The following is a 3,764-nucleotide window of genomic DNA, read 5'->3' as shown; positions in this document are numbered from 1 at the left end:
GAACTCACCGGCGACGCTGTCGTTGACCGAGGTGACCAGCCCGCGCGGCTCCTTCGCGCGGTCGTAGGTGTAGGTGGTGGACCCGGTGGGGTCGGTGACCTTGACGGGCTTGCCGAACCTGTCGAACTCCGAGGTGGTGGTGCCGCCGTCGGCGTCCGTGTAGGAGATCAGCCGGCCAAGCGCATCGAGGACACGAATGAGCGACTTGCCGCCGGCCGTCGTCTTCACGAGGTGGCCGGTGGCCGGGTCGTACTCGGCGGTGACCTTCGGCAGCGCCTTGCCCTCGTCCGAGGTGATCTCAGCGGACAGGATGCGGTCCGCGCCGTCGTAGGTGGTGACGGTCTTGCGGGACTTTCCGGCGTTGGTCTCGGTGGTCTCCTCCGGCTCGCCGAAGGACGAGTAGCGGGTGACCCGCTTGACCGGCAGGGTGGTCGGCATCCGCGAGGCGTCCGCACCGGTGATCGCACCACCCGGCCCGGTCACGCAGGGCAGGCCCGCCCACTCCGGACGGTTGCCGCACGTGGCGTCGTCCGGGTTGGCGCCAGCGCTGTAGTACACCGACTTCACCGTCCCGGCATCCGCCCCGTTGGAGCCCGGCTTGCGGGACTCCACGGCGCGGGCGTGGGCGTCGTACTTGACCGTGGCCGTAAGCTTGGCACCGAGCGCGTCGGTGGTCACTGAGGTCGCCGTCTTGAGCGCCCAGCCCGAGGCTCCCCCTATAGGGGCATCGAAGCCGGTCTTGGTGACCCGCAGTTCCACGTCGTCGGCGTAACCGTCGATGCGGGCGCCGTCGGTGACGGTGGTGACCAGGTGGTACGCCTGGCCGTCGGGCTTGTTCTCGTCGTAGGTGTTGGTGTTGTGGTCCCGCGCCACCACCGAGGCGCCAGCCGGAAGGGTCGGGTTGACGGTGGCCTTGGTGAGGATGACGGTGTCGAGGCCAGCGTGGAAGCGCTCGCCCTGGCTGGCGGTGTTGGTGCCGGTGACCGTGACCTTGAGTTCGTGGTCGCCTCGGGCCAGGTGGATCGACTGGCCGACGGTGTACGGGGCGATCGAGCCGGCGGGGTTGGCGTCGAAGGTGTCGATCGCCTGGCCCAGGTTCTGGCCGTTGATCGCGAACTGGATGATGCCGTGGTCGTTGAACTGGGTTAGCTGGCCGGAGAGCTGGTAGTCGCCCTCCTCCGGCACGCTGACGCGCATGGTGTCGAACGCTCCGGCCTGGGTGCCGGCCAGGCTGAGCTGCGCGCCGCCGGACCAGATCAGGGCGCCGTTGTTATTGATCACCTGCACGGGGGCGGTGGCGCCGAGCTGGGGCAGTTTCTCGGCCTCCGAGGTGACCGTGACCGGGGTGGTCTGGCCGTTGACCTGCTCGGCGAGCGAGGCGCGGTAGATCGGGCCGAGCGTCTCGACGACGTCCAAGCCGTCAGCCGTGTAGACGGTACGCGAGTCGAGCAGACGCGCCCGGTCAGCGGAACCTGCGGGAAGGTTCAGCTCAGCGGCGAACCGGTCGGCGTCGGGATGGGTGCCGAGCGCGATGGCGCGGTTGGTCGCCTGCAGGACGCGGACGGCGTGGCCGTAGCGGTCGTACTCGGTGGTGTCGATGTCGCCGCCGGGCGTGATGGACGGGCTCGCCGTGTTGACCTCGTTGCCGGAGGCGTTGAGGTAGTGGACGGTGGCCGGCTTGTAGCCATCCTTGCCGGGCTTGGCCGCCGTGGCGGTGTTCGTGCCTGGATCGTCCTCCGGACCGAACACGGCCGTGGCGTCGGTGGGAGCGTCGGTCTGTGCCCACTTGGCGACGTCGGCGCCGCCCATGTCGTACGGGCCGCCGGCCGTGCCGCTCGTGAGTGGCACCTCGTAGACGACGTTGGTGGCGACCTCGCCGTTGACCTGGTCTCTGCTGCCCTGCGCCAGGGCCGCACGGCGGACCTTCAGCAGACGCCCCGGGTCCTGGTCGGCCGCGGCCTTGCCGTAGTCGAAGTTCCACGGCAACTGACCAGCTGCCGATACCTGGGTGACCCGGCCGTCCGCGTCGTAGCTGTACGTGGTCTTCAGCGGCTGCGCCAGGCGCGGGTCCCACACCTGGGCGATGCGGCCCTTGTCGTCGTACACGTAGTGCGTAACCTCGACGGCCTCCTGCTTCGACGTGGCCGGGTTCCACGACCAGACCTTCACGGACCTGATGCGGTCCAGGTAGTCGCCGGGTGTCGTCGCCGTCGCCGTGGTGGCCTTGGCGTAGTCGTACTCCGTGACCTCGCAGCCGCGCGGCAGCGGGTTGACGGTGCAGTGGTTGGCGTCGTCGACGCCTGGCTCGACGGGCGGGATGACGCGCTTGACGAGCGAGCGGCCGTCGGTGGTGTCGTACTGGTACCGGGTGGCCGAGGCGGCCTCCGGGCCGATGTCGCTGACGACCTGGTAGATGCTGGAGCCGGCCTGGCGGGCGAACACCGTCTTCGAACCGTCGAGCTCGGACAGCTCGTAGGTGGTGCCGGCGGTCTGGACGTCCCATATCTGGTAGGCGCCGCGCCAGCAGGTCCAGATGGTGCCGCCGAGGTTCGCGTCCAGGCACTTGGAGGACTGCTGGTTGACGATCTGGCCGTCGGCCAGGACCTCCCACTTCTGGTTGACGCCGCCGTTGCAGTCCCAGAGCACGACCCGGATGTTGTCGGTGGTCACCCCCCAGGGGTTGTCCAGACACTTGCCGAGGATCTGGAGGCGCTGCTGGTCGTCGCGGGTCCATTGCTGGTTGGCGGCACCGGTGCAGGACGCGGCCTGCAGGTTGGTGCCGTTGTTGGCGGTTCCGTTCGGCACCTCCAGGCACTGTCCGGTCGCGGCGAGCACGATCGCGCCGCTGGTGGCCGGCACGGCCTTCAGGGTGAGCGACTCGGCGCCCGGCTCCGGGAAGAGGGTGCCGTCGGTGCCCTTGGCGAAGGTGAGCGAGCTGTCGTCGTTGCCCTTGATCTCGACCAGGTCGGACTGCGGGAACGACAGCGAGCGGTAGTCGGAGCCGGCGCCCGCGTCGGGGCCGCCGGCCCACTGCGGACCGAACGGCGCCACGATCTCCTTCAGCGAGAGGTCGTCGAAGAAGACCTCCTTGCCGGATGCGGCGAAGCCGTTGACGAGGCGGAACCAGGCCTCGGTGGCGTCCTTGGGCACGGCCATGTCGACGGTCAGCTGCTGCCAGCCATCGGTGAACGACGCCTTCGGTGACGGCACGTTGGTGTAGCCGGCGGGCGTTCGGTGGACGCCGACCATGCGCAGGCCGATGTCGGCGAGGTCGGGGTTCAGGCCGGTCGCGCCCGGCACGTAGATCCAGCCCGTTAACCGGTACGTCTTCCCCGGCTGCATGTTCTGGCCGAGGGTGTACTCGGCGCCGATCACCCCGAAGGAGTTCTGGTTGCCGTAGGTCCTGACCAGCAGCGAGTCGGTCGAGCTGTCGTGGCCACGAACGGTCGAGCGGCTGATATCGGCCGGGCCCGCGGAGAACCCCGCCGTGTCCGTGCTCACCTGACGCTGGTTGGCGCTCAGGCGCTCGCCCTGCGGCTGCCAGCCGCGCGCGAGGTCGCGCGAGGAGGAGGTACGGGCCACCGACATGCCGAACTCGTTGGCGTCCGTGACGTCGGTGGAGAAGTCACCGGTCAGCAGGTTGACCGAGCCGGGGCCGATGCCCGCTCCGGCCGCGCCGTCCGCGTTGCGGTCGACGGTGATGGTGTTCCACACGGTGGCGTACCCCGCGCCGGAGCCGTCCTCCGGGAACAGCTTGGCGCGGA

At 69.6% G+C, this 3,764-nt stretch carries 1 protein-coding gene; it reads right to left on the bottom strand.

The window, feature by feature from the left end; all coding sequences use genetic code 11:
• The coding region (locus ACF1AK_RS36125) for a ricin-type beta-trefoil lectin domain protein (protein WP_391503061.1) at window positions 1–3,764 on the bottom strand (3,764 nt) is incomplete at both ends.

Source organism: Kitasatospora sp. NPDC015120 (genome assembly GCF_043080305.1).
In the GTDB taxonomy this organism is placed as follows: domain Bacteria; phylum Actinomycetota; class Actinomycetes; order Streptomycetales; family Streptomycetaceae; genus Kitasatospora.
Note: the sequence above shows the minus strand (reverse complement) of the source record. Positions and strands in the feature narration are given on the sequence as shown.